This is a genomic window from Planctomycetota bacterium (assembly GCA_026387035.1).
GTDB lineage: Bacteria > Planctomycetota > Phycisphaerae > FEN-1346 > FEN-1346 > JAPLMM01.
In genome coordinates, this window is the sequence record JAPLMM010000229.1 from 1 (window position 1) to 21,899 (window position 21,899).

Annotated in this window: 17 protein-coding genes and 1 pseudogene; 8 read left to right on the forward strand and 10 right to left on the reverse strand. The window is 67.8% G+C overall.

Annotated features, from left to right (window positions below; translation table 11 throughout):
* The coding region (locus NTX40_08435) for a YlbF family regulator (protein MCX5649106.1) at positions 1 to 293 on the forward strand (293 nt) is incomplete at its 5' end.
* A 13-nt stretch (positions 294 to 306) separates the two neighbouring features.
* Here the strand turns inward: NTX40_08435 and NTX40_08440 are convergent.
* Positions 307 to 1,338: an HDIG domain-containing protein gene (locus tag NTX40_08440; protein ID MCX5649107.1), complete on the reverse strand. Its 1,032-nt coding sequence runs from the start codon at positions 1,336 to 1,338 to the stop codon at positions 307 to 309.
* Positions 1,339 to 1,346: 8 nt separating this feature from the next.
* Positions 1,347 to 2,777 carry a hypothetical protein gene (locus tag NTX40_08445; protein MCX5649108.1) on the reverse strand — a complete coding sequence of 477 codons (1,431 nt, stop codon included), beginning with the start codon at positions 2,775 to 2,777 and terminating at the stop codon, positions 1,347 to 1,349.
* Positions 2,778 to 2,939: 162 nt separating this feature from the next.
* Here NTX40_08445 and lysS point away from each other — a divergent pair, with 162 nt between their 5' ends.
* The 4 genes from lysS (at position 2,940) to ilvE (ending at position 7,822) form a co-directional block, all read left to right on the forward strand.
* A complete protein-coding gene (lysS, locus tag NTX40_08450; protein ID MCX5649109.1) occupies positions 2,940 to 4,382 on the forward strand; it encodes a lysine--tRNA ligase in 1,443 nt (480 codons plus the stop codon).
* 40 nt (positions 4,383 to 4,422) lie between these two features.
* Entirely contained in the window at positions 4,423 to 6,156 is a 1,734-nt protein-coding gene (locus NTX40_08455) for a hypothetical protein (protein MCX5649110.1), read from the forward strand.
* The gene (locus tag NTX40_08460) at positions 6,149 to 6,859 is read left to right on the forward strand and encodes an ABC transporter ATP-binding protein (GenBank protein ID MCX5649111.1); all 711 of its coding nucleotides are present in this window, start codon (positions 6,149 to 6,151) and stop codon (positions 6,857 to 6,859) included. Before NTX40_08455 ends, NTX40_08460 begins: the two co-directional genes overlap by 8 nt.
* A 105-nt stretch (positions 6,860 to 6,964) precedes the next feature.
* Entirely contained in the window at positions 6,965 to 7,822 is an 858-nt protein-coding gene (gene ilvE / locus NTX40_08465; GenBank protein MCX5649112.1) for a branched-chain-amino-acid transaminase, read from the forward strand.
* A gap of 232 nt (positions 7,823 to 8,054) precedes the next feature.
* Here ilvE and NTX40_08470 read toward each other — a convergent pair whose 3' ends face one another.
* From NTX40_08470 to NTX40_08500, 7 genes and pseudogenes are all read right to left on the reverse strand, one after another.
* Positions 8,055 to 10,418 carry a DUF4159 domain-containing protein gene (locus NTX40_08470; GenBank protein ID MCX5649113.1) on the reverse strand — a complete coding sequence of 788 codons (2,364 nt, stop codon included), beginning with the start codon at positions 10,416 to 10,418 and terminating at the stop codon, positions 8,055 to 8,057.
* Positions 10,419 to 10,708: 290 nt separating this feature from the next.
* Positions 10,709 to 10,852: a 50S ribosomal protein L34 gene (locus tag NTX40_08475; protein MCX5649114.1), complete on the reverse strand. Its 144-nt coding sequence runs from the start codon at positions 10,850 to 10,852 to the stop codon at positions 10,709 to 10,711.
* A 204-nt stretch (positions 10,853 to 11,056) separates the two neighbouring features.
* A complete protein-coding gene (locus NTX40_08480; protein ID MCX5649115.1) occupies positions 11,057 to 11,530 on the reverse strand; it encodes a beta-hydroxyacyl-ACP dehydratase in 474 nt (157 codons plus the stop codon).
* A gap of 171 nt (positions 11,531 to 11,701) precedes the next feature.
* Positions 11,702 to 11,869, reverse strand: coding sequence for a histone H1 (locus tag NTX40_08485; GenBank protein ID MCX5649116.1), 168 nt, complete (start codon positions 11,867 to 11,869; stop codon positions 11,702 to 11,704).
* Positions 11,870 to 11,989: 120 nt separating this feature from the next.
* The gene (locus tag NTX40_08490) at positions 11,990 to 13,921 is read right to left on the reverse strand and encodes a BatA domain-containing protein (protein MCX5649117.1); all 1,932 of its coding nucleotides are present in this window, start codon (positions 13,919 to 13,921) and stop codon (positions 11,990 to 11,992) included.
* 194 nt (positions 13,922 to 14,115) lie between these two features.
* Entirely contained in the window at positions 14,116 to 15,003 is an 888-nt protein-coding gene (locus NTX40_08495; GenBank protein ID MCX5649118.1) for a DUF58 domain-containing protein, read from the reverse strand.
* A gap of 67 nt (positions 15,004 to 15,070) precedes the next feature.
* Positions 15,071 to 16,079: pseudogene (locus tag NTX40_08500) on the reverse strand (AAA family ATPase).
* A gap of 258 nt (positions 16,080 to 16,337) precedes the next feature.
* Here NTX40_08500 and NTX40_08505 point away from each other — a divergent pair.
* From NTX40_08505 to NTX40_08515, 3 genes are all read left to right on the forward strand, one after another.
* On the forward strand, positions 16,338 to 18,518 hold the full coding sequence (locus tag NTX40_08505) for a DUF4159 domain-containing protein (protein ID MCX5649119.1): 2,181 nt from the start codon (positions 16,338 to 16,340) through the stop codon (positions 18,516 to 18,518).
* Positions 18,519 to 18,646: 128 nt separating this feature from the next.
* Entirely contained in the window at positions 18,647 to 19,606 is a 960-nt protein-coding gene (locus tag NTX40_08510; GenBank protein MCX5649120.1) for an ABC transporter permease, read from the forward strand.
* A gap of 10 nt (positions 19,607 to 19,616) precedes the next feature.
* The gene (locus NTX40_08515; protein ID MCX5649121.1) at positions 19,617 to 20,627 is read left to right on the forward strand and encodes a substrate-binding domain-containing protein; all 1,011 of its coding nucleotides are present in this window, start codon (positions 19,617 to 19,619) and stop codon (positions 20,625 to 20,627) included.
* A gap of 7 nt (positions 20,628 to 20,634) precedes the next feature.
* On the opposite strand, the gene bioF is transcribed toward NTX40_08515, so the two are convergent.
* Positions 20,635 to 21,891 carry an 8-amino-7-oxononanoate synthase gene (gene bioF, locus NTX40_08520; protein MCX5649122.1) on the reverse strand — a complete coding sequence of 419 codons (1,257 nt, stop codon included), beginning with the start codon at positions 21,889 to 21,891 and terminating at the stop codon, positions 20,635 to 20,637.
* Positions 21,892 to 21,899 lie beyond the last annotated feature (8 nt).

Here is a 21,899-nt window from a genome sequence, read left to right on the forward strand (position 1 = left end):
GGTACAAGCGGCTGATGGAGGCGGACGCGCGCGTACGCGGCGATGAGTCGGCCTCCGAGGCGCTCAAGGCCTACAACGGCGCCGTCATGAAGATCGCCGAGAAGGAACAGAAACGCCAGCCGATCGAGGTCGAGGAGAAGCGGGCGGTGGAGCGGCTGCGCGGCGCGGTGGTGGCGAACGAGGCGATCAAGGCGTTCATGCAGGCCCAGGCGGATTATGCGGAATTGATGAAGAAGATGAACGACGCGATTTACAGTCAACTCGAAGCGCCGAGCGAAGACACGGAGGAATAATCGCCGGCGCGGCTCAGGCGTCGGCCGTTTCGTCCGGTTCCACCTCTTCGAAGCCCTTGTAGAGCCGTTCCTCGAACATGCGGTTCCAGGAGGTCCATCGGCGAGCCGGGTCGGCGTCGGCGCCGACATCGCGGAAGAAGGCGTGGAGTTTGGCGTCGAGATTGTCAAGGTGGTGCAGGGCGAAGGCCTCGGCGGTCATCGGCAGTTTGGGGCTCCCGAACGCGTACTGGCCGTGGTGCGCGAGGATCATGTGGCGGAGGACGTCGGCCAACTCTTCCGGGAAGTCGGCGCCTCCGCAGGATGCGGAACGTCCCGCCGGGGCTGCGCCAGCGGCGCGGACGGCTGCGATTTTCTCGTCGAGCATCCGGACGCCCTGGACGAGATGGCCGACGAGGCGCCCGGGGTCCGTGTAGCCGAGTGCTTTCTCGTACGCAAGTTCGCGGGTCTTGCCGAGGTCGTGCCAGAGGACGCCCACCAGGAGGATGTCGCGGTCGAGTTTGGGGTAGTGTCGGCAGACGAGGACGGCGGCCTCGGCGACGCTGAGGGTGTGTTCCACGAGGCCGCCGAGGTAGGCGTGGTGCAACTTTTCGGCGGCCGGGGCGCGCTTGAAGTTCTCAATGAGCGTCTTGTCGTCCCAGACGGCTCCGACGAGGGCCTTGAGGGCCGGCCGCTCGATCTCATCCAGGATGGCCTTGAGGCGCGCGAGGTCCTGCTCGGGGTCACCGGGCCCGACGGGGAGGAAGTCGGCGGCGGTGACTTCGCTTTCCCTGGCGGGTCGCATGGCCTCGATGACGACCTGGAGTTCGCCGCCGTATTCGCCGACGCGCCCCTTCACGAGCGCGTAACCTTCCTGGGGGATGGCGGCGAAGAGGGCCTCGGTGGCGTCCCACATGATGGCGCGCAGTTCGCCGGTGCGGTCCCGCAGGCGTGCCGAGATGAAGTACGCCCCCTTTTTGGTGGTCCGAAAATCCTTCGAGGCCACCTGGTAGACGTCCTCGACGATCTGGCCTGGGGCTCTGAGTTGCTCAATGTAGGTTCTCGGCATCGAATCTCCTAGCGTCCGAGGTCTTTGAGGGTTTCCTGGCAGAGGCGTTGGAACGCCTCGACGGTGACGTACTCCACGTGGCTGTCGGCGAAGAGGACGTTCAGGCCCTTTTGGGGCGCTTCGCCGCGGGAGAGAATCTCGTAGGCGAGAACCTTGGCCCACGGCTGCTTTGCGGCGGATTCCTTGGTGAGAGGCACCAGGCAATAGTCGCCGTCCGGGGAATGTGTCGCCCGGACCGGGTTCTCGAGGATCCGCAGGTCCGCCAGGTACTTCGGAAAGAGGGCCGAGAGGCTCGTCGGATAGGCGCCCTGGTCCGCGAGGAACGCCTGGACGGCCAGGCCGATCTGGCGGAGATTGTTCGCGCTCCGCACGCGTTCCTTTTCGCCCTCGGCGCCTGCCGACATCTGGGCGACGAGTTGCTCGAGATTCGCACGGCTCATGGCGAGGCGGACGGCTTTGGCGTCGGCCTGGGCGAGATAAAGGGGCGTCTCGGGCGGCTTGTCCAGCGCCACGCCGCCGAAGAGAGCGGGCAGCGCGATGGCCAACGGGTCGGCCATGGCCTGGGCCACCGCGGCGGCGGCGGGGGCGAGGCGGCCTTCGCCGAACGCGAACGTGGCCCTGAGAGCGGCCTCGGAGTCGGCGAGGTTCACCGAGCCCGCCGCCGATGCGGCATCCAGCGCGAGGGCGATGAGATTATAGCGAAGAACGAACTCCAGGACGGGACCCGGGTACGTCTTCGGCTTCAGGTAACGCCGGCGATCCTTTTCGAACTCGGTGCGGATGGCGGCTTTGAGTTTCTCGGGCATGCGGCCGGCGAACGTGATCTCGCCGGGCACGTCTAACTCGCGGCGCGGCCAGGGCGGCGTTTGCCACAGCGTGGTGGCGGCGTTCAGCATCGGCGCCAGATACGCCGGCATCGCGATCACGACCGTCCGGGAGGCCGGTAGGGCCACCAGAATTTCCGGGGCGATCTTATACACGGGAATCGAGACACCGGGAAACTCGACCGGCTGGGAATCGCCGACGTTCTTAAAGAGCGTCTGCGGGGTCACATCGCGCGCAAGCGCCAGGATTCCGCCCGCCAGCGGCTCGTCCGGATTGCCGTTCTCCTGGTAAACGATCTGGAAGCAGAAAACGCCCGCCGAAACGTCCTTCTCGAAATCGAGGGCGAGTTCGAACTCCTCGGCGATCCTCCCGGCCGAACCCCAGACTGCATTGAAGCGTTTCCAAAGGTCCGTCGCGGCGAGGGCGTCCATGCGCACCAGAGTCGCACAATCCGAATCGGGGGGAACATAGTTGAGGATGCGGAGGTCGGCGTCGGGCGGCACGTAGGCCAAGACGCCGGTCGCCGCATCCAGGGCCGGCGGCGGCACAGGCTGCGCCCACAGGGGCGATGCCAGGAAGACGAACGCCGGCAGAAGCCATGCTCGTCTTCTCATGCGACGACTCCTTTCCGAGGGGCTTGCCGGACGTCCCGCCATTATAGGGCCGAGCCCGCCAAGCCGCCAATCAAGTTTTCCTTGCCGAGAGGACGGCCCGCTTCTATGATTCGACCATTCCAGCGGAGTGGCGGTTCCGCACTCTCCGAAAGAAAAGCGCCCATGCCGAGCGAATACGAAGCGCAGCGACGCAAGAAGGCCGACGCCCTGCGGGCGATGGGCCTCGACCCGTTCGGCCGGCGGTTTCCGGACGGGATTAGTGCGGCGGAGGCCCGCCGGCGGTTCGAGGCGGCCGGCGAAGGGGCCCCCGCGCGGGTCGCGGGGCGGCTGATGGCCGTCCGCGAGTTCGGCAAACTCGTCTTCGCCGACCTCGTGGACTGGACGGGACGGATCCAGGTGGCGTTCAGCCGCAAGACCCTGCCCGAGGCCGTCTGGGAGAAGGTCAAGCAGTTGGACCTCGGCGACTGGGTCGGCGTCGAGGGGCGGCTCACGAAGACGCGGACGGGCGAGGTGACGGTTGCCGTCGAGACGCTCGAGATCCTCGCCAAGGCGCTCCTGCCGCCGCCGGAGAAATGGCACGGCCTCCAGGACGTCGAGGCCCGGTACCGCCAGCGGTACGTGGACCTCTTTGCGAACCCCGAGGTGCGGGACCTTTTTCTCGCGCGGTCGCTCATCCTGGAGGAGACGCGCCGGTTCCTGAAGGAACGCTCGTTCGTCGAGGTCGAGACGCCGGTCCTTCAGCCGATCTACGGCGGGGCGGCGGCCAGGCCGTTCACCACCCATCACAACACGCTCGACGTGGACCTGTACCTTCGGATCTCGCCGGAACTGTACCTGAAGCGGCTGCTGGTGGGCGGGATGGAACGCGTCTTCGAGATCGGGCGCGTCTTCCGCAACGAGGGCGTCTCCACGCGCCACAACCCCGAGTTCACCATGCTTGAGGCCTACCAGGCCTACGCCGACTACACCGACATGATGGAACTGACGGAAAGCCTGGTGGAACACCTCGCGCGGACGGTGTCGGGCGGCAAGACGTGTCTTAAGTTCGGCGAACACCCGATCGAGTACCGGGCGCCGTGGCGGCGGGCGAAATACGCGGACCTCCTCGAGGAGCACGCGGCCGTGCGCCTGGGCGACGAGGAGGCCGTTCGCGCGAAGGCCCGCGCCCTGGGGCTCGAAGAATCCAACAAGCACGTCGACATCGTGACGCACGACCTGTTTGAGCGCACGGTCGAGGAGCACCTGGTGCAGCCGGTGTTCGTGATGGACTGGCCCGCGCGGCTCTGCCCGCTGACGAAGCGCAAAGCGGACGACCCGACAATCGCCGAGCGGTTCGAGCCCATGGTCGCGGGGATGGAACTCGGAAACGCGTACACGGAACTGAACGACCCGGACATGCAGGAAGCGGCGCTCCGACTGCAACTCGAGGGCCAGAAGGAAACGATGGCGGTGATGGACGAGGATTTTCTGGCGGCGCTGAAGCACGGGATGCCGCCGGCCGGCGGGCTGGGGATCGGGATGGACCGGCTGGTGATGCTCCTGGTGGGGGCGCCGAGCATCCGGGACGTGGTGCTGTTTCCGCAACTGAGGCCGCGCGCGACGTAAGGGCGCACGGGCCGCTGCGGGCGGGCGGAGGTGACAGGGGATGGGCGAGTGGCTGGCCTGGCCTTGGTTCTGGCCGACGGTCGCCGCCGGCGGGGCGGTGGTTATTGCTCTGGCGGCGCTGATGCTTCTCTCTCCCGTTTATAAACATATCATCTGCCTGAAATACCTTTTCGGCGGATGGAAGGCGGTCGTCCCGATCGTCTCGGCGTTGCCGGCGGCGCTCGGCGTGTTTCTGCTGATCCTCGTCTTTGCGATCATGGACGGGTTCGTGAACGAGACGCGCGAGATGACGCGCGGAACGCTCGCGGACATCATCGTGGACGCCCACCTGGGCGGCATGCCGTATTACGACGAGTTCGCGGACCGCATCGAGCGGATCGAGGGGGTCGAGGTCGCGACGCCCGTCATTCAGTCGTACGTCGTCGTGCGCGTGAAGCCCTCGGGCGAGTACCGCTTCGTCAAGCCGATCGTTCGCCCGTGCCTGCTGCTGGGCATCCGTCCGGCGGAGAAAGCGAAAATGGGGCGGTTCCTGAAGTACCTGGGCCGGAAGGTCCCGCCCGACGCCCCGCCGCAGGCATTGGAGCATCTCCTGGACGTGCCGACCGAGTATCAGAGGGCGGGCCAGCCGCCGCGGCCGGGCGTCATCGCCGGGACGGCGGTCATCGGCGTCCCGGTCACCGACTACGTCCCGGAGACGGTCCAGGTCGGGGCGGGCCGGCGCGTGCTGGCGTGGTTCCTGGCGGCGGCGGCGACGGCGGCGTTTCTGTTCATCTGGCGAGCGGCGGTCCATCGGCCGGGCCGCGTCGGCTGGCGCGTGGCGATGGCCCTGGCGGCGCTCTCGGCCGTCGGCCTTTATGTCGCCGCCCTCACGGCGCCCGTCCATCCGGGCCAGGTGATCCGGCCGGAGGTCGTGGACTACCCGCTGCTCAAGCGCGGCGACGACCTGGTGGTCTCGACGATTCCGGTCCGCCCGTCGGGCGCGATCGAGACGGAGCCGGGCGGCCTCCCGAAGGTCTCGAGCCGGGTCTTCGCCCTCGTCGATGTGTTCCGGAGCAAGTACTGGGAGGCCGATTCGTCGCACCTGTACGTCGAGTTTGCGGTAGCCCAGCAGATGGCGGGGATGGAAGGCTCGCCGGCCGAGGGCGTCCCGGCACGGGCGAGTCAGATCCAGGTGAAGATCCGCGACCCCGCCGCGGCCGGAACGGTCGTGGACCGCATCCAGAAGGCCTGGGAGGCGTTTCAGGCCGAGCGCCCGGACGCCGACCTGCCCCACGTCACCGTCAACACCTGGGAGACGCAGCAGCGGATGATCCTGACGGTCGTCGAGGTCGAGCGGAACATTACGACGCTGATGCTCGGGCTCATGTTCATCGGCTTCGCGGTGCTCATCGCCCTGATTTCCTACGTCATGGCGTACATCAAGAGCCGGGACGTCGGCATCCTGAAGGCCGTCGGCGCGAGTGACGCGGGCGTGGGGAGCCTCTTCCTGGGCTACGGTTTTCTCATCGGCCTTTTGGGGACCGCGCTGGGGATGGTGGGGGCGCTTTTGATGCTCCATTACCTGGACCCGATCGAACTCTGGGTGAACCAGACGCTGGAGGTGAACGTCTTCCCGCGGGAGATGTACTACTTCGACCACATTCCGCGCCACCTGTCGCCGTGGTGGTGCGTCGGCGTGAGCGGGGCGGTGCTGGGGCTGGCGACGCTGGCGAGCATGGTAGGCGGCCTGCTGGCCGCCATCCGGCAGCCCGTGGAGACGCTGCGCTATGAGTAACGAAGAAACCATTCTTCGCGGCGAAGGGCTCGTCAAGGACTACCACATGGGGTCCGCGCGCCTGCGGGTGCTGCACGGCGTGGACATTGCGGTCCGGCGGGGGGAATTCCTCTGCATTCTCGGCCCGTCGGGGAGCGGCAAGTCGACGCTCCTGCACCTCATGGGCCTCCTGGACCGGCCGACCGAGGGCCGGGTGATCTTCGAAGGCGAGGACGCCTTCTCGCGCGCCAAGCGCTGGCGGGACCGGATGCGGAACGAGGCCATCGGCTTCGTGTTCCAGTTCTATTACCTGATGCCGGACCTCTCGGTCGTGGAGAACGCCCTCTTGCCGGCGATGATCCGGACGTCCCTGGCCGCGTGGCCTTTCACGCGGTGGGCCGAACGGGCCCGGGCGCTGGAGGTGCTCAAGGACATGGGGCTGGCCCAGCGGGCCCATCACCTGCCGCGGGAACTCTCGGGGGGCGAGCGGCAGCGAGCGGCCATCGCGCGGGCGCTCGTGCATCGGCCGCGCGTCCTCTTCGCCGACGAGCCGACCGGCAACCTCGACTCCGCCACGGGCGCGGAAATCATGCGGGTGCTCGAGCGATTGAACCGCAAGGAAGGCCTGACCGTCGTCATGGTGACCCACGACGCCTCCATCTCCGAGCGGGCCGACCGCGTCCTGCATCTGGCGGACGGTAAACTCTTGACAGGACGGCAGTGACGGAGTAACTGAGTGACGAAGTAACTGAGTGACTGAGTAAACAGCGAAGAGTCGACCGGACCGTCACTTCCGCCTCAGTTACTCAGTCACTCTTGCGAGGACATCATGGGTCAGAAGGTCTGGCTGAACGGCGAACTGGTGCCGCGGGACGAGGCGAAGATCTCGGTCTTCGACCACGGCCTGCTGTATGGGGACGGCGTGTTCGAGGGCATCCGGTCCTACGGCGGGAAGGTGTTCCGCCTGAAGGAACACGTGCGCCGGCTGTTCGATTCGGCCAAGGGCATTCGCCTGGCGATCCCGATGACGCCGGAGGAATTGGCCGGCGCCATCACGGAAACTCTCGAGGCGAACGGGCTGAAGGACGCGTACATCCGCGTGGTGGTGACGCGCGGCGTGGGGACGCTCGGGCTGGACCCGAACCGGTGCCAGTCGCCGACCGTCTTCATCATCACCGACAGGATCGAACTCTACCCGCCGGAACTGTACGAGAACGGCCTGGAGATCATCACGGCGGCGACAATGCGCAACCATCCGAACGCCGTGAACCCCAGACTGAAGAGCCTGAACTACCTGAACAACATCCTGGCGAAGATCGAGGCGATCGACGCCGGCACGCTCGAGGCCGTCATGCTCAACCACCAGGGCTTCGTGGCGGAATGCACGGGGGACAATCTCTTTATCGTGCGCGACGGCGTTCTTTTCACGCCGCCGATCTCGGCCGGAATTCTCGAGGGTATCACGCGCGACGAGATCATCGCCATCGCCGAGGACTTCGGCATCAAGGTCCGCGAGGAGAACCTGACGCGCCACGACCTGTACGTCGCCGACGAGTGTTTCCTGACGGGCACCGCCGCCGAGGTCGTCCCCGTCGTGCGGATCGACAAGCGCACGATCGGCGATGGGCATCCGGGCCCGGTCACCAAGCGGTTGCTCGAAGAATTCCATCGCCGGACGCGCGCTTAGGTTCTGTCTGATAAATCGCGCGGTGGCCTTCCCAGGCCACCGCGCATGGCACGGAAGGCGGTGGCGGCCTGGGAAGTTTACCCGCCGGGGCGGGGCCGCCACCCAAGAGCATTCTGGATTTATCAGACAGAACTTAGGCGCCTCGGGCGCGGCCAGCAGTGCGCAAAGAACGCCCCTGCGAGCGGCATACGCCCGCGGGGGCGATAATTTTTCGGGGCCGCCGATCCGGCGGTCATCCGGCCGGGGCCGCTTCGAGCGCCGGCGCGGGAGCCTCGGGCGCCGGAGTCTTGCTCGGAGGCGCCGGCGATTCGGCCGGCGGGGGCGCCGCGACGCCGCGCGCCGTCAGAGAGAGCGCGACGTTCGTGGCGACGGCCTGGGCGTCGGCCGGCTGGTAGCCCTTGCAGGACCACGCCTCGTACGGATTCATGCTGAACAGAACATCCAGCGGCGAGTAGACGCCCACCAGGCGGTTACCCTCAAAGAGGCCGACGAACTCGGCGTTCGGCCGGCCGAGGCGAGACACCCGAAGCGCCCGGCGGAATTCAACCCCCGTCGTCAGGTTGTATCCCGTCGCGGCATCCATCCGGCCCGTCATCAGGCCGTGCGTCGCCGGCAGCATCTTCAACTCCCACCCCATGTCCTGCGCGAACTGCTTCACCGACTGGTTGAAGTCCACGGAACCGGTCACCGCCTCCAGCCAGAGCGCGCCGCCGGCCGCCACGAACGACTTGAGGGCCCCGCGCTCCTCGGCCGAGAGCCCAAGCGCCTTCGTTCCCGCCAGGTAGGCCACGTCGTACTTCGCCAGGTCGGCCGGCGCGACGCCGCCTTCCGTGAACGGCGGCGCCGTCGGTTCCGTCACCTCGATCGCCACGCCGGCCTTGCTCTTGAGATGCTCCACCAGGCGCTTGAAGCCGCCGTAGTTCGCCCCCGCGCTCCAGTCGCCTCCGTGCTTCACGCGGGCGATCTTCAGGGTCTTTCGCCCGCCCGCCTGGATGGGGCCGGCGTAGCGGTCGGAGGGCTTCACCTCTCGCCCCGCGAGTTTCCACCTCAAGGGCGCCCCGTCCGTCGCATAGGTGTACAGGTTGATCCCCCAGTCAAAGAGGTACTTCCTCAGGGCGTACGCCTTCATCTGCCAGGAGCAGGAGAAGTCGTCGGGCACGAAGAAGACGGACGTCCGCACGCCGTCCTCCACCCCCATCGCGGCCGGCTTTTGAGTCATCGGATACACACTTTGCCACACGGCGTGTTCGGCACTCAGGGTCGAGAGAGTCCACTCGGGCCAGACCTCCTTGGCAAATTGGGGGAACCATCGCCGCACCGCCGCATTGCCGCAGGAGGCCTCCACGAGGACCGTGCCGCCGGTGTCGGTGAACGCGCGGAGTTTCTTTTTTTCCTCGTCGCCCCACTTGGGAACGCTCTCGGCCGTGAGGTAGAGGATTGGGGCGTCGTGGAGTTCCTCGACCGGCGCCCGGAGGCTCACGATCTGCCATTGGAACATCTGCTCCTTGATCCGCTCGATGTAGTGCGTCAGGTTCGCCAGGTCGCGCCGGTGCATGTTCCACTTCGCCTCGTCGCCCTGGAACTCGAGTTTCTGAAAGAGCACCGGCGCCCGGCCCTTGAAGAGGAAGAGGGTGGAGAAACAGGTATCGGGAAGGTTGCCCCAACTGCCGTTGCCCCCCTGCCTGCCGACCAGGACCTCGGCCCCTTCCTGGAACCAGTCGTGCGTTCCGAAGTACTTGTACCCGACGGCGATGCCGACCCGCTCGACGCAGTAGAGCCAATAGAGGTGCTGCCCCCCTTGGGGGCTCGTCTTGGCGTCGAAGTTCTTGCTGAGCCAATCCAGAGCCTTGTCAATCCGGCGGTCGCTTTCGGAGGTGTCGGAGGAACTCCGTCCGCCCTTGCACGGGCACCCGCTGGCGGGCTCCAGGACGTCGGCGATGATGTACACCGACGCCAGGCCCGCCGCCGTCATCGACCCGTACGAATTGCCGTCCTGGTAATTCCATCCGCCGTCGGGGTTCTGCTTCGAGTAGTACAGGTCGCGGGCCTTGAGGAGGCTATCCGTCGGGAACTCGATGCCCATGAGGTTCGCCTCGCGCATCGCGAGGATCGGCCACTGGCTGACCGAGAAATCCCAGTCGGTGGCGTCGAGTTTGTAGCGCCAACCGCCGTTGGCGGCCTGGCCCACGCGAATCCGCAGGAGGTCCGCCAGCATCTGCTTGCGCACGAGTTCCCGTTTCTCGCCCAGCAACTTGTTGTGAATGTACGAAAGGCCCATGACGCGGATCGGGACGCCGTACCCCTGCCGGTCGCCGAAGTCATTTTCGACATCGCACTTCAGAAGATAGTCCATCGCCTTGCTTATGACCTCGCGGTTGGGGTGCTCGCCCATGTAGGCGAGGGTCATGAAGACCAGGGCCGACTCGCCGGCGTGCTCGCCCCAGGCGCCGTTGGGCTTCTGCTGGTTGATGAGGTACTCGCGGGCCTTCTGGATCGCGCTGTTCACCTGATCGCTGGTCACTTTGGCGCCAGCGTGCCGCGAAACCACGCCCACGCAGACGGCGACGGCAAGACCCACTAGGAGAACCCTGCGCATGGTGCACCCCTTTCCGGTGGGCAACCGGTTTCCTCTGGCCCAGCCCAACTTGCTCCCCACCATTACTTTATACGCCATTCCGCCCCCCGCCGCCTCAGCAAAAATCCGCCCCCCGCTTCCATCGGCCGCTCCAGGCCAACCGCCCGCCGCTTACCTTAGACGGAGCGGAAGGCCCTCTATTGGCCGCATCGTTTGCTTGCCACGCCGAAGGCCTGGCGCGCCGGGACGCCCGCCAAGGCGGGCGGCGAACCCACCGCGTAAAACTTATGTAACCTCGCTTAGCGATCGGCTCAGTGCTTGGCGCTCGGCAACCGGCGCTTGCTCCGTCTCCGACGCTTCAGGATCGCCCGACCGCCGTGCGTCTTCATCCGCGTGCGAAAACCGTGTCGCTTCCGATGCTTGCGCTTCGAGAGTTTGCGTCCAGGAATGCCCATCGAAGGCTCCTCCGCCTAAGTCGTTGCGCTGAAATTTGTTCCGAATGGCTGGCGACGGAATGACGATATCCGAAACCCGAATGACGAATGAATGTCGAAACGGCAATGACGAAACGACAAACCGGCCGCCGCCCGGCGGGGGGCGCTTTCGTCATTCGGGTTTCGAGTTTGATTCGTCATTCGAATTTCGGATTTCGCGATTCTTTAGACCGGCATGCCCGTAATGTGGGCTTCGAAAACCAGGTTCCCGTTCACCACGCCCTGCGTGTCAAACCGCGCCCGGCGGTTGCGGATCTCCACCGCCCGCCCCAGCAGAATCAACCGGTCGCCCGGCACCACCTGGCCGCGGAACTTGACCGCATCCACCCCCCCGAATCCCAGAAAACGCGGATCGCCCGTCGCCACCTTGTAATACAGGCTGCACATCTGCGCCGCCGCCTCCACCATCAGGATGCCCGGCATCAGCGGCCGGCCCGGAATGTGCCCGCGCACCCAGAACTCGTCGTCGCGCACGTCCTTGAACGCCACAATCAGGCCCGCCTCCCGGTCCAGGTGAACGACGCCGTTCAACTGCTCCATCTCGTACCGGTGCGGATTGTAGCGGCGAATCTCCTCGATCGGTATGAGGACCCGCCCCAGATCGATTTTCGCCAGGTCAACCAGCAACGGCGGCGGCATGGCCTTCCCCTGACCCGGTCCCTCGAAAGGGTCGAGACAGCGGCCCGCCCGGACGGAGGCGGGCCGCCTTTCCGACACGCCAACCGGCGAACGGCCTTCTCGGCCGCACGCACGCCCGTCGAGGCCGGCCGACTCCGGCCCGACGCCTCGCCGGCAGTCGCACCACGCAGCCTAGACCCGCATCTCCAGAATCTTGACGCGGACTTCCTGCGCGATCTTCTTGATGTCCTGCATCGCCTTGCGGACGCGGGTTCCGGCCGCCTTGTTCCCGCTCGCGACCTTTGCGAGGTCCTCTTCCACGGTCGCTACCGCTTGTTTCAGCCTGTCAAACGCCTCCATGCCTCGCTCCTTCCGCAAAGGGCCCCGAATCCTTCCACCCGGCGGAGACACCCGCCTTGCCCATACTCTAACCCCGCTCAGGGGAGTCTGTCAAATGGAAAAAGGCCCTTGGAAGCCGTTCTACCGGCCTTGGGACCGAATCGGACCGCCCGAGACCACCAGCGTTTCCACCAGGACCACCACCGCGAGAGGCAGGATAAACCACGCCGCCGCGTCCGACGCAGACCCTGACGCAAACCCGTCCGAAATAAAGACTTGCGACGCGTCGCAAACCCTCGCCCCCTCCGCCGAAAACGCCGACGCCAGCCGGTCCGCATCCGGCCCCAGGTCCGCCGTTTCCTCCGCCGCCACGTTCACCGAAAAAGGCCCTTTCCACCCACCGCCCGGCGACGGCGACGCCGAAAAGTTCCCAGGCCGCGATCCCGGCGCGCCGGGACCCCCGACCGACCGCCCCATCACGCGGTTCGCCTGCCTCGGGCTCCCCGACGGCGCCAACGCCTCCACCAGCGAATGCATCAGCACGACGAATTCCGGCCGCGCGCCTAAGTCGCCCCATTCCTCGCCCGGACCCACCCCGAAGGCCACCACCCGCCCGCGGCCGAGGACTCGCGACACGATGGCCGGCCGACCGTCCGCGAACCGCACCGCCGGGATGCCCTCTCGCGCCGCAAGGACTAGCCGGGACCGGAAAACAGGTTTCGCAATGTCCGCCGCCGTCCCGCCCTCGAACGCCCCCAGAAGATCCGACGCGTACCCGCCGGGATCCAGTGTGACGCCGTCGCCCGCCGCCTCCGCATCGCCGATCTCGGCCCCCGCGAGGCCGGCCAACTCGGCGCCCGGCGCCTTCGCACCCGCCGGAATCCAGACGAGCGACCCGCCTTTCTCAACGTACTCCCGCAGCCATCCCGAGGCACTCGGACCGCAGACGCCCACCCAGAAAACCACGTCCGACGCCGCAAGGTCTTTCGCCTCAACGCGGCCGGCGTCAACTTTCCTCGCTTCCTTGGGCACGAGGGGATCCTGCCCCGCGAACGCCGCCGCAATATGAACCGCCGCCGGAACCTTCTCCGCCCCCTCCGCCCCATTCACCACAAGCACGCGCGACGCAACCGGCGCGACGGCCGTGAAAAACCGCTCGTTGTCCATCGCAAGGGCGTCGGTCCCGTCCAACCACACGCGGCCCTGCCAGGGCCCCGGGCCGGAGACCGGCACGAGGAACCGGACCCGCCCGTGACCCGCAGCCGCCTGGGCCGAAAATGTCTCCGTCCCACCGTCGAGCGCCAGGCGAACCGTCGCACCGCGCGCCGACTCCGCCAGCGCAACGTCCACCTCCAGCGAAAGGCGCAGGCCCTCCGGCGTCTCCACCACGGCAATCCGCGGCAAGCCGAGCCGCGCGTTCGCCGCGTCGCTCCCCACCGGCACGAGAAGAACGTCGGCCGGCGCATCCCGGAACTCGCCGGCGCCGAGGTCGCGCAAGGCCCACGGCGTCGCGTCCGTCAGAACCACGAGGCGGGCCTTTCCTTGCGGCAAGTCGGCCACCGCCCGCGAAATCAGCGAACCCATCGCTTCGTCGGACCAGGCTGAAGGCGCGTCTTCCGCCAGCGCCGCTCGGAGCCGCTCGGGCGTCCCCCGCAACGCCTTCTCCCCGCACCGCACCAGCAGGACTTGTTCGTCTCCCCCAAGGCGCCCGAGCAGCCCGAGCGCCGCCTCCCGGGCCGCCGTGTATCGGCTGACGCCCTTCTCGAGCGTCGCCATGCTCGGTGAAGTGTCCAGGCAGACGGCCCACGCCCCGGCCTCGCCGGGACTCCGCGCCCCGCCGATTCGCGGACCGGCGAGCGCGACGACCAGAAGCGCCACGGCCGCCAGGCGAAGTGCCAGCAACCCGGCGCGCTTCAACCACAGGAGGCCGCGACGCGCCTGATGGGCGCCCTCAGCAAAGCGCGCCGTCGGCAGGATCACTCGCCGCGCCTGCCGGCGGCCCAGCAAATGGATCGCCAGAGGAATCCCCAGCGCCACGAGCCCCACCAGAATCCTCGGATCGGAAAAGGTCATCGCTTCAGTCCCCGTGGAACGTTCCGCTCAGGCCAGGGAGACGGAATGACGAAATCCGAAGCCCGAATGACGAATCAAACGGCAAGCCCGAATGACGAAAGCGCCCCTGCCAGGCCGCAGCCGGCCCGTCGTTTCGTCATTGTCGTTTCGGTATTCATTCGTCATTCGGATTTCGGGCTTCGTCATTGTTCTGCCTAGAACCGCCGCTTGCGCTCGTGGAGGAACCGCAGGAGGGCCTGGTCGAACGGCGTGCTGGTGGTCATGGCGACGAAATCGGCGCCGAGTTCGTGGACGCCACGCTCGTACTCGCCGACGAACGACGCGATCCGCTCCCTGTACGCCGACCGGATGTGATCCGCGTCCGTCGCCACCCGCGCCCCCGTCTCGGGGTCCTCCAGAATCACCGGACCCGTAAGGTCCAGGTCGCGCTCCGTCCGGTCGAGAATCTGAAAAACGATCACGTCATGCCCCCGGAACGCCAGGTGCCGAAGCGCCTCCAACACCGGCCCGGGCTCGTCCACCAGGTCCGACAGGAGCATCATGAGGCTCCGGCGTTTGGCGCGCCGCGCGACGGCGTGCAGGCCGTCGGCCAGCGCGGTCCCGCCCTCGGCCGTCGTCTGCGCCAGTTCCGAAAGCACCCGCACCAACTGCCGGCGCGAACCGTGCGGCGGAAGCAACTTCGCCAGGCCCGCACCCAGAACCCCCAGACCCACCGCGTCGTGCTGGCACACCAGCAGATACCCGATCGCGGCCGCCAACGCCGTCGCGTATTCCAGTTTCGACATCTCTCCGCCCGGGCCCGTGTAGCCCATGCTCCGGCTCGTGTCCACCAGGAGGTAGGCCGACAGGTTCGTCTCGGCCTGGAAGGTCTTGACGAAGAGGCGGTCGGTCTTGGCCCAGGCGGTCCAATCCAGCCAGCGCGGATCGTCCCCCGCAACGTACTTGCGATGCTCCGAAAACTCGAGGCTGCAGCCCCGATACGGCGAGTCGTGGAGCCCCGCGAGGAACCCCTCGACGATGAACTTCGCCTTCAGGTCCAGCCTCTTGACGCGCCGCGCCACGCCCGGCTGAAGCTCGCGCATGACCGTCCCGGCGGGACGGCTCGCACGGCGCGCCTTTCGAGCCGGCGGCGGAAGCCGCCGGTCATATTCATCCGCCGCGCCCTGCCACCGGCGCCGCCTCGGCGGCGCGCGCGCCGGCGAATCGGCGGACGGGCGGCTCCGGCACCGCCTCCAGGAGCCGCAACACAATCGCCACCGAGTCCAGGCCGGCCGTCTCGGCCGCAAAGTTCGTCGCCACGCGGTGCCTCAGGACGGGCAATCGCGGCGAACGCCTTCCCCGCCAGGATCAGGTGCTGGCCCGCGCGAGGCCCGGCGCCCCACTCGACCATCTCGCGGACGAAGTCCGGCGCGTTCGGGTCGATCGGGCGCGTCGCCCGCACCAGTTTCGCCGCATACGCCACCACGTACCGCGACACGGGAACCGATAAGACGACGTCCTGGAATCCGCGGATTTCGTCGGCCGAAAGCACCCGCTCGACCGTGCCGCCGACCACACCCGTCGGCATCGAGAGAATCTGCTCCTCCTCCGCCGCCGACGGATACCCCACGTGGACGCAGAAGAGGAACCGGTCCAGTTGGGCCTCGGGCAAGGGATACGTCCCCTCCTGCTCGATGGGGTTCTGCGTCGCGATGACGAAGAACGGTTCGGGCAAGAGGTAGGTTTTCTGGCCGACCGTGACCTGGCGTTCCTGCATCCCCTCCAGGAGGGCCGACTGGGTTTTGGGCGGCGCGCGATTGATCTCATCCGCCAGGACGATGTTCGCAAAGAGCGGGCCCTCGAGGAACCGGAACTCGCGCCGGCCGTCCGGCGCCTGGTCGATGACGTCGGTCCCCGTGATGTCGGAGGGCATGAGGTCGGGCGTGAACTGAATGCGTTTGAACTCCAGGTCCATCGCGCCGGCGAGGATGCGGACCATCATGGTCTTCGCCAGTCCCGGCACGCCGACCAGGAGGCAGTGGCCCCGCACGAACACCGTCGCGAGCATCTGGTCGATGACGTGGCGCTGGCCGACGATTTGTTGGCCGACCTCGCGGACCAGGCGGTCGCGGGTGCGCTTGAACTCCTCGAGACGTTCGTCGAACTCTTGGTTCGCCATAGAGGTTCCCGGAGTTAGTGCACCCTTTTGCGGCACGGGCGGTCAGCGGCGCATTTGACCTGAAGCCGCCCCCCGGCGCCGGTCGATAATCCCCGTGAGAACCTTGGGGAGTCTGGGATGTCGGCACGTTCGGCGCACGTCGGGCGACCCGCGGCCCTCGGTCGCTCCCTTTTCTTATCGGCGATTGCGGGAGTCATGTTTACGGCTTTTCCGCGGCCCGCAGGGGCCGAAGAACCGCCCAATGGCCGGCAGGTCCGCATGGCCATCCTCAGGGCCGTGGACTACTTCAAACGGGAGCGCCAGGCGGCCGGCACGTGGCCCGACTACGCCCGCCAGGGAGGCGTGACGGCCCTCGTCTGCTACGCCCTCCTCCAGGCCGGCGTCGCGCCGGACGACGAGGCCGTCGCCCAGGGTCTCGCCTCGATCCAGCGCGTGCCGAACGAGGCCACCTACGTCGTCGCCCTGAAGGCCATGGCCTTCGCCGCCGCCGACCCCCAACGCTACCGCGACGACCTCCAGGCCTGCACCGACTGGCTCGTCCAGACCCAGCACGCGACCGGGGCGTGGGGGTACGGCCTCGTGCCGGAGTCGGAGATGGCAGGCGCGGCGCCGGCGCGCGGCTTGCGGAAGGTCCAGAACGAGACCCAGATTCGCCGAGCCTACGAACGCGCCGACGCCTCGAACACCCAGTTTGCGATCCTCGGCCTCGCCGAGGCCCAACGCGCCGGCGCCCACGTCCCCATCGAGGTCTGGCGCCGCGCCGACCGCCACCTGCGGGTGACGCAACTGCCCGGAGGCGGATGGGGATACGTCTATCGCGACCCGGACCCGAACGAGGCGTACGGAAGCATGACGGCGGCGGCGCTGGCGAGCCTGTTTTTGTGCGCCGAGCGCCTCACGCCGCAGGAATCGGCCGACGACGCCGGCCAGCGCTCCGCCGCCATCGAGCAAGGCCTTCAGTGGATCGCCCAGCACTACTCCCTCCAGGAGAATCCCAACCGCGGCGCCGCCTGGTACTATTTCTGGCTCTACTCGCTCGAACGGGCGGGCGTCACCAGCGGACGGCGCTCTTTCGGCCCGCACGACTGGTTCCGCGAAGGGACCGCCCTGCTCGTCAAGGGCCAGCGCGCCGACGGATCCTGGAGCAACCACCTGTACCAGGACACCCTCGCACTACTGTTCCTCGCCAAGGGCTTTAAGCCCCTCCTGGTCCAGCGCCTGGAGTGGCAGGGCGCCTGGCGCCGCGACCCGCGGGACCTGGAGCATCTCGTGCGGTTCCTCGAGACGCGCGTCGGCGGCCAGGCGGTCGCCTGGCAAACCCTTTCGCCCGAGAGCCCCATCGAAGACTGGCTGGCGGCCCCCATCCTTCACGTCACCGGTCGCGGCCCGCTGCGGATGCTGGCCGCCTCCGTCCTGAAACTCCGCGAGTACGTCGAACAGGGCGGCCTCATCCTCTTCGATGCCGAGGGCGCCGACGCCGCCTTCACCGAAAGCATCCGTCAACTGCTCCCGAACCTCTTCCCCGGCGCGGCGTTCGAACCGTTGCCCGCGAACCATCCGATCTGTCGCGCGGTATACCCCGTTCCCGGCGCGCCTGCCCCGTTGGGGCCGGGACTCGAGACGCTCCGCGTCGGCTGCCGCGCGTCGGTCATCCTCGCGCCGCAGGGCCTGGCCGACGCCTGGGCTGCCGCCGACCCCGCCCGCCCGAACGACGTCCTCCGCCTGGGCGAGAACCTGGCCGTCTATGCGACCGGAAACGAGGCGCTGCCCGACCGCCTCGCGGAGGCGACCGTCCTGGAGATGCCGGCCGAGGAGACCCCCCCGCCGAACGTCCTTCGCATCGGCCAGATTCAGCACGGCGGCGATTGGCAGCCCCGGCCCCTCGCCCTGCCGAAACTCCTGGAGAACCTGCCGCGCGAGTTCGGCGTCTCGGTCTGGAGCCGCCCTGTTCCGATCCGCCTCACGGAGGCGGACCCCGGCCGGTTCCCCGTCCTCTACCTGGTGGGCCATTACACCTTCGCGTTCTCCGACAAGGAGCGTGCGGCCCTGAAGGACTATCTGGATCGCGGCGGATTCCTCTGGGCCGAGGCGTGCTGCGGACGCGACGCCTTCGACAAAGCCTTCCGCTCGCTTGTGGCGGACCTCTTCCCCGACTCACCGCTCGAGGAACTCCCCGCCGACCATCCGATTTACTCAGGCCAGGTCGGCACGAAGATCGACCGCGTCGCCTATTCGCCCGCCGTGAAGGCCGAATCGCCGAATCTCGACCGCCCCGTCCTCCTGGGCCTGAAACGCAACGGCCATCTGGTGGTCGTGTACAGTCCCTACGGAATCGGCGCCGGATTGGACGGCATCAGGACCTACGGGGCGCGGGCGCTCGAGCCCGACGACGCCAAACGCCTCGCCACCAACATCCTCCTCTACGGCCTGACCTACTGAGCGCCCGACAGCAGCGCGCACCCCTGAAGGGACCGCCGCCTTTCGCCGGCCCGACATTTTCCGTTGAGGCCGTTTCCCGCTACTGGTATCTTGGCCGCGCGTACCACGATTCGCCCGGAGACGCCGCGATGGCCCGGTGGCATTCCCGTATCACAACCAGCCGCGTGCTCATGCTCATGGCGGCCCTCGTCGTCCAGATTGTCCTCTGGACGGTGCTGTCGGCCATCGACACGAAGACCGGCCAGTGGCACTGGCCCACCTTCATCCGCTGGTACACCGCCAAGAGCATCGGCGGCGCCATCGCCGTCAACCTTATCCTGTCGGTCGGCATGACCTTCGTCATCATCGGCGGGGGGATCGACCTGTCGGTCGGTCGCCTTATCGCCCTGACGAGCGTTGTGCTGGTCCTCGTCGCCAACGCCACCGGCTCGTTCGCGGCCGGTTTGGCCGCCGGCCTGGCGACCGGCGCGGCCGCCGGGTTCTTCAACGGCTTCGTCAGCGTCCGCTTCGGCGTGCCGTCGTTTGTCACCACCCTCGGAACGATGATTCTCGCCCGGGGCCTGGCGCTGGCGGTCGCCGGCGGCCAATCCATCGGCTCGGCTTTCACGCCCGCCACGGTCCTTCAGCAGTTCCTGCCCATGACCGTCAGCCTGGCCGTCATGGTGGCCGGCCACGTGCTCCTTGTCCGCACGGTCTTCGGGCGCCACGTTTTCGCCGTGGGAGGAAACCTCGAGACGGCGCGCCTCTGCGGCGTCCGGGTGATGCGCGTCCGCATCCTCACCTTTGCCCTCTCCGGGCTGTGCGCCGGCCTGGCCGGCCTCGTCCAGTGGCTCCGTCTTCCCTACGGCGATCCGCTCGTCGGCGACGGCTATGAACTTTACGCCATCGCCGCCGTCGTCATCGGCGGCACCAGCCTTTCGGGCGGCCGCGGCAACGTGGTCGGCACGTTCCTCGGCGCCCTCATCATGGGCGTCTTGAAATACGGGCTCGATTCCGTCTCCGTGCCCGAACGCTGGCAGTTTGTGATCATCGGACTGGTCCTGATTGCGACGGTCCTGGCGGATCGCCTCAAGAGGACCTCGGAATAGGGAGATACCCATGAAATGCCTGGCATGTCTGTGGATGCTTCCGGCGGCGGTCCTGGCGCTCGGCGCCGCCGGCGGCTGCAGCAAAGAGCCCGAATCCGCCGACCTCGCGGCCGGCCTGCCCGGCGGCGTCCCGCGCGTCGCCCTTGTCTATAAGGCCACCACCAACCCCTTCTTCCAGGCCATGGAAAAGGGCGCCGTCGAAGAGGCCGCGAAACTCGGCGTGCGGCTCGAAGTCCAGGGCATCGCCTCCGAAACCGACGTCGACCGCCAAGCCGAAATCATCCGCATCATGCTTGGCAAAGGCGTCCAGGCCATCGTCATCGCCCCGGCCTCCAGCATCGGCATCGTCACGCCCCTCGTGGAGGCCCAGAAAGAGGGAGTCAAGATCATCAACATCGATAACCGCATCGACCCTGACGAGGCGAAGAAGCGCGGCCTGGAGGTCGCGACCTTCATCGGGCCCGACAACTTCACCGGCGCCCGGATTGTCGCCGAGCACGCCTGCGGCCTTATCAAGGCGAAACTGGCGGCCGGCCGGACCGGAAAGGTCTTCATCCTCAACGGCATCACCGGTGTCGCCAACGCCGAGGCCCGCAAGGCCGGATTCGAGGCCGCCGTCAAAAATGCCGGCCTGGTCCTGGCCGGATCGAACTCCGCCGAATGGGACACCGCCAAGGCCCAGGGCGCCACCGAGTCGTTCCTCAACAACAACCCCGACGTTCAGGGCATCCTCTGCGCCAACGACAAGATGGCCCTCGGCGCCATCGCCGCCGCCAAGAGCCTCGGACGCCTGGCCGACCTGGTCATCGTCGGCTACGACAACATCGACCTGGCGCGCGACACCATCCGGCGCGGCGAAATGCAGGCCACCATCGAGCAGAATCCCGCCATGATGGGCGCCCTCGGGGTGGAGAACGCCGTCAAGGCCATCCGCGGCGAGGCCGTCCCGGCCGAGGTCCCCGTGCCGGTCCAACTCATCACCGCCGACGACGTGAAGGCGGCCGACGCGACAACGCCCTAGACGGAGCCTAACCCCGCGCGGCCACGAGCGCCGACACCAGGCGCCCGATGTCCTCTTCGGTGTGCTCGGCGGTGAGGCTGACGCGGAGGCGGCTCGTGCCGGGCGGGACCGTCGGCGGACGAATGGCCGGGCAGAAGATGCCCCTCTCCAGAAGCGCGGCCGCCAGGGCGAGGGCACGCTCCGGCGCGCCGACGAGGACGGGAACGATCTGCGTCTCGCTGCGCCCCGAGTCAAAGCCTTTTTCCTGCAAGGCGCAGCGTAGCCGTTCGGCCAGCGCCAGGACCCGCTTTCGGCGGTCAGGCTCCGCGCGGACGATGCGAAGCGCCGCGCGCGCGGCCTCGCACGCCGCCGCCGGAAGGGCGGTCGTGTAAATGAAGGACCGGCCGCGGTTTACAATCAGGTCGCACACCTCGCGCGAGGCCCCGACAAACCCGCCGATGCCGCCCAGCGCCTTCGAAAGCGTCCCGACGCTCGCCGTAATGCCGGACTCGAGGCCGACCTCTTCCGCGAGGCCGGCGCCGGTCGGCCCGAGGACGCCGGTGGCGTGGGCCTCGTCGAGAACCAGCATGGCGCCTTCGCGCTCCGCGAGGAGCGCCAGCGCCCGAAGCGGCGCCAAGCGCCCGTCCATCGAAAACACGGTGTCCGTGACGAGGAGGCGGCGCCCCGGCGCGTCGTGGTGCTTGGCGAGGAGGCGGGCGGCGTCGCCGGCGTCGGCGTGAACGTAGCGCACGAGCCGCGCGCCGGACAACTTCACCGCATCGTAGATGCTCGCGTGGTTTTCGCGGTCCGAGAGGACGAGGTCGCCCCGGCCGACGAGCGAGCCGACGACGCCGAGGTTCGTCTGGTAGCCGGTCGGGAAGACAAGCGCAGCCTCGGTGTGCTCGAAGGCCGCCAACTCCGCCTCGAGCGCCTCGTGGGCCTCGGTGTGGCCGGCGACGAGGCGGCTCGCGCCCGCGCCCCAGCCCCACCGCTCGATGGCCCGCGCGGCCGCCTCCTTCACGCGCGGATCGTTCGCGAGGCCCAGGTAGTTATTGGAGGCGAACTGGAGGACTTCGCGGCCGCCGATCTTGACCCGCGGCCCGGCCGCGGACCCGCCTTCGCCGGAGGCTACGGCGGGCGAGGGCCCGAGGGCCACCAGGCGGCGGTACAGACCGCGGGCCCGAAGGTCCTCAAGCGTCTGGCGGATGAAGTCGGGCTCTGGCATGCTGGCGAGGGTATCGGCCCCGAAGACTCGAAGCAAGAGCGAGAGCCCATGCTTTCGCAAGCGAAAGC

Excerpts from the sequence above, each read along its gene's own strand:
- NTX40_08440 (MCX5649107.1), bottom strand. The coding sequence starts at position 1,338 with ATGCCGAGAACCTACATTGAGCAACTCAGAGCCCCAGGCCAGATCGTC.
- NTX40_08445 (MCX5649108.1), bottom strand. The coding sequence starts at position 2,777 with ATGAGAAGACGAGCATGGCTTCTGCCGGCGTTCGTCTTCCTGGCATCG.
- lysS (MCX5649109.1), top strand. The coding sequence starts at position 2,940 with ATGCCGAGCGAATACGAAGCGCAGCGACGCAAGAAGGCCGACGCCCTG.
- NTX40_08455 (MCX5649110.1), top strand. The coding sequence starts at position 4,423 with ATGGGCGAGTGGCTGGCCTGGCCTTGGTTCTGGCCGACGGTCGCCGCC.
- NTX40_08460 (MCX5649111.1), top strand. The coding sequence starts at position 6,149 with ATGAGTAACGAAGAAACCATTCTTCGCGGCGAAGGGCTCGTCAAGGAC.
- ilvE (MCX5649112.1), top strand. The coding sequence starts at position 6,965 with ATGGGTCAGAAGGTCTGGCTGAACGGCGAACTGGTGCCGCGGGACGAG.
- NTX40_08470 (MCX5649113.1), bottom strand. The coding sequence starts at position 10,418 with ATGCGCAGGGTTCTCCTAGTGGGTCTTGCCGTCGCCGTCTGCGTGGGC.
- NTX40_08475 (MCX5649114.1), bottom strand. The coding sequence starts at position 10,852 with ATGGGCATTCCTGGACGCAAACTCTCGAAGCGCAAGCATCGGAAGCGA.
- NTX40_08480 (MCX5649115.1), bottom strand. The coding sequence starts at position 11,530 with ATGCCGCCGCCGTTGCTGGTTGACCTGGCGAAAATCGATCTGGGGCGG.
- NTX40_08485 (MCX5649116.1), bottom strand. The coding sequence starts at position 11,869 with ATGGAGGCGTTTGACAGGCTGAAACAAGCGGTAGCGACCGTGGAAGAG.
- NTX40_08490 (MCX5649117.1), bottom strand. The coding sequence starts at position 13,921 with ATGACCTTTTCCGATCCGAGGATTCTGGTGGGGCTCGTGGCGCTGGGG.
- NTX40_08495 (MCX5649118.1), bottom strand. The coding sequence starts at position 15,003 with ATGCGCGAGCTTCAGCCGGGCGTGGCGCGGCGCGTCAAGAGGCTGGAC.
- NTX40_08505 (MCX5649119.1), top strand. The coding sequence starts at position 16,338 with ATGGCCATCCTCAGGGCCGTGGACTACTTCAAACGGGAGCGCCAGGCG.
- NTX40_08510 (MCX5649120.1), top strand. The coding sequence starts at position 18,647 with ATGGCCCGGTGGCATTCCCGTATCACAACCAGCCGCGTGCTCATGCTC.
- NTX40_08515 (MCX5649121.1), top strand. The coding sequence starts at position 19,617 with ATGAAATGCCTGGCATGTCTGTGGATGCTTCCGGCGGCGGTCCTGGCG.